The sequence below is a fragment of the Longimicrobium sp. genome (assembly GCF_036280135.1).
Lineage (GTDB): Bacteria > Gemmatimonadota > Gemmatimonadetes > Longimicrobiales > Longimicrobiaceae > Longimicrobium.
This window is the reverse complement of the sequence record NZ_DASURI010000714.1, coordinates 1-3623: the sequence shown is the minus strand read 5'-3', so window position 1 is coordinate 3623 and position 3623 is coordinate 1. Positions and strand designations below refer to the sequence as shown.

Here is a 3623-nt window from a genome sequence, read left to right as displayed (position 1 = left end):
GGGGGGGCGGGGGGGGGGGGGGCGGGGGCCCTCCGCGCGCGGTAGAACGCCCGCTTCTCCGCCCCACACCCGGCGCCCGCGATGAAGGTCTCCTCTCTCCGCGAGGAACGAGCGGGGAGAGGCCGGGAGAGGGGCGGGCTGCGCCCGGCGCGAAGCATCCGGATGTCCGCGCCGAAGTTCTCCCTTCCCCCATGCAGTTTATGGGGGAAGGGTCGGGGATGGGGGGCGCTCCGCTCCCGCGCGAGCTTTCCTCGTCGGGATGAAGGCCGCTTGCCACCGCGCGATCCATCCCCCGCCCCCATCGCACCCAACCACGCGTCCACCCCATCCGCCATGACGACGCAGCCGCACCGCACCCACCGGACGTCCCGCGTGCTCCGCGCGCTCGGCATCGCATCCGCCGCATCGGCCGCGATCGTGGGCGCCGCGGGGGCGCAGACGCTGTACCGCTCGGACGCGTTCACCGTCACGGACACCTCCGTGCAGCAGGGACGCTGGTCCGCCGTGGCGCGGTCGCGCGACACGCTCGTGAGCACGTATCCGCGCGCGGGGCGCGAGATGCACTTTCGCTTCAGCCTCAACGGCGTCGACAACGAGTTCCAGTCCGGCACGGAGCACACGCTCTACGTCCGCCCCACGGACGGAAGGATCGTCTCGCCCGTCTACGTCTTTGGCCAGGAGCAGCCGCCGTTCGTCCCCACGCCCGAAGCGTATCCCACCAGCGAGGAGGGCGTCGCGCAGGTCACCATCCGCCTGGACCTGCGCCAGGTGCTGCGCGACTTCGGCCGCACGGGGACGTACGATCCGCCGCAGGGGCCGCCCATCCGCCGCACGGACTTCACGGGCGTATTCGCCATCGGCGACGTGGAGCCGCTCACCTGGGACGCCAACGCGCTGCGCCCCGGCGGCCCCGCCCAGCTGCGGGACGCCGACGGCGACAGCATCTACACGCTCGTCATCCCCGTCCAGGCGCAGTACACGCGGCCCCTCGCATCTCCCGGGGTGGCCATCTGGGCGCGGCACGCGGACCTTTCCGCCTATCCGCAGCTCCGGTCGCCCGAGCGGCTGCTGAACGCGCTGTATCGCATGTCGCTGGAGGAGCTTACGCAGCTGGTCCGCGAGGACGGCGCGCTCTCCGCCGGCGCCAAGTGGCCCGGCGTGTGGACGCGCGACGTGTCGTACGCGTCCGTCCTCTCCCTCGCCATCGTGGCGCCGGACGCCGTGCGCCGCAGCCTGATGGCCAAGGTGGACAGCGCCGGCCGCATCATTCAGGACACGGGCACGGGCGGATCATGGCCCATCTCCACGGACCGGATGACGTGGGCGCTGGCCGCATGGGAGCTGTACGCCGTCACGGGCGACCAGGACTGGCTACGGACGGCGTACACCGTCATCAGCCGCAGCGCGGGGGCGGACCTGCACGCCATCTTCGATCCCCAGACGGGGCTGGCGACGGGCGAGACGTCGTTCATGGACTGGCGCGAGCAGAGCTATCCCCGCTGGATGGAGCCGCGCGACATCGGCCGATCCGCCGGCACCAGCACCAACGCCGTCCACTACGCCACGTACCGCATTCTCGCCGACATGGCCGCGGCGCTGGGCGAGGACGGCGCGGAGTGGACGCGCGTGGCGGACGCGCTGCGGACGGCCATCGACCAGAACCTGTGGCTGACGGACGCGGGCTACCACGCCGTGTTCCGCTACGGCCGCAGCTTCCCTTCCCTGGCGCCGCGCTCCGACGCGCTGGCCGAGGCGCTCGCCATCCTCTACGGCGCGGGTGACCCGGCCCGGCGCGCGCAGGTGGCCGCGTCGCTTCCCGTCGTGGAGTTCGGCGCGCCCACGTTCTGGCCGTACATCCCCGAGATCCCCGTCTACCACAACGGCGCCCTGTGGCCGTTCGTGAGCGCCTTCTGGACCTGGGCCTCGGCCGAGGCGGGGAACACGGCGGGGGTGGAGCACGGGCTGGCGTCCATCTACCGCCCGTCCGCGCTCTTTTTGACCAACAAGGAGAACATGGTGGCCAGCACGGGCCACTTCGACGGCACGGAGCTCAACAGCGACCGGCAGCTGTGGAGCGTGGCGGGCAGCCTGGCCACGCACTACCGCGTGCTCTTCGGAATGCGCTTTCGCCCGGACCGCCTGGTCTTCGCGCCCATGGTGCCGCCCGCGTACGACGGCGAGCGCACGCTCTCCGGCCTGCGCTACCGCGGCGCCGTGCTCACGGTCACCGTCCGCGGCCATGGCGACGGCGTGGCGTCCCTGCGGCTGGACGGCCGGCCGATCAACCGGGCCGAGGTCCCCGCGACGCTCACGGGCGCGCACACGGTGGAGATCGTGATGAACGGCCGCTGGCCCGAGACGGAGATCAACCTCGTTCCCAACCGGTGGTCGCCGGAGACGCCGGCGCTCCGCGTGGAGGGGCCCGTCCTTTCGTGGGACCCGGTGCCCGGCGCCGCCCGCTACGTGCTGTACCGCAACGGCCGCGAGTACGACGTGACCGGCATGACGCGCGTGGACGTGGGCGAGCCGGAGGGCGTGGTGGAGTACCAGGTGCTGGCGGTGGATTCCGCCGGGCTGCAGTCGTTCCTGTCCGCGCCCGCGCGGATGGCCGCCGCGGATGCCGTGATCGTCGCGCGGCCCGTGGGGGCGCCGCTGGAGCGCGAGCGCGCCGGGTTCACGGGCGAGGGCTACGTGCGGCTCACGCGCGAGGCCAGCACCACGGTGCGGGTTCCCGTGCGGATCACCTGTGGCGGCATCTACGCGGTGGACGCGCGCTACGCCAACGGCAGCGGCCCCATCAACACCGACGCCAAGGCCGCCATCCGCACGCTGCGGGTGGAGAGCGACGACATCGGCGTGCTGGTGATGCCGCAGCGGGGCACCGACCGCTGGGAGGACTGGGGCTACAGCACGGAGCTGCAGCTGCCCCTGGAGGCCGGTGAGCACACGCTGGTGCTGGCGTTCACGCCGCGCGACGAGAACATGGACGGCCGCGTGAACACGGCGCTCCTCGACCACCTGCGCCTCACCCGGCTCTCCGCCGCCGACGACGCCCCCGCCCAGTGCCGGTGACGGGCTGATTCCGCCGCGATGAAGAAGGGCCGGGGGACATACCCCGGCCCTCGGTCTTGCGGTTTGACGTTCACGCCCTTCGCGCCAGATGCGTCATCCTGAGGAGCCGCCGCGCGATCCTGCCCGTGCGTGATCGATGGCGGCGACGAAGGATCTTGTGTCCGAACCACGAACCCGACCACCACCGCGCGATTCCATCCTCCACCGTCGTTGCACGAAGGGAATCAGGCGCGGAAGGATCGATGGAGCGAGAGGACGCGGAGAACCGAAAGTGGCTCTCTTCGTCCTCTCTGTCATCTTTCCGGTTCGGTCAGAGGCCCGCACCCGAGCGTCCCGATGAAATGACAGAATCCAACCGAATCTACAAAATCAAGCGTTTACGCCAGATCCGGAGATTGAAGACGGGAGTTGAAGCGACGTTGAACGTCCGGGTGAACGGACGTTGAAGCCCCCGGCACATGATGGATGCGCAACGGCGGCACACGTCGGCCCAAGGGGAGCGGAACGCGGCGATCCAGCCGCGACCACCTTTGGCGGCCGGCGTGACCACC

The 3623-nt window shown here is 71.3% G+C and carries 2 protein-coding genes; one reads left to right on the top strand and one right to left on the bottom strand.

What is annotated here, in order from left to right; all coding sequences use genetic code 11:
• The first annotated feature begins 372 nt into the window (after nucleotides 1-372).
• On the top strand, nucleotides 373-3072 hold the full coding sequence (locus tag VFZ20_RS23005; protein ID WP_329686300.1) for a glycosyl hydrolase family 65 protein: 2700 nt from the start codon (nucleotides 373-375) through the stop codon (nucleotides 3070-3072).
• Nucleotides 3073-3433: 361 nt separating this feature from the next.
• Here the strand turns inward: VFZ20_RS23005 and VFZ20_RS23000 are convergent.
• Nucleotides 3434-3623: hypothetical protein (locus tag VFZ20_RS23000; protein ID WP_329686299.1), on the bottom strand; the 190-nt coding region annotated here is incomplete at its 5' end.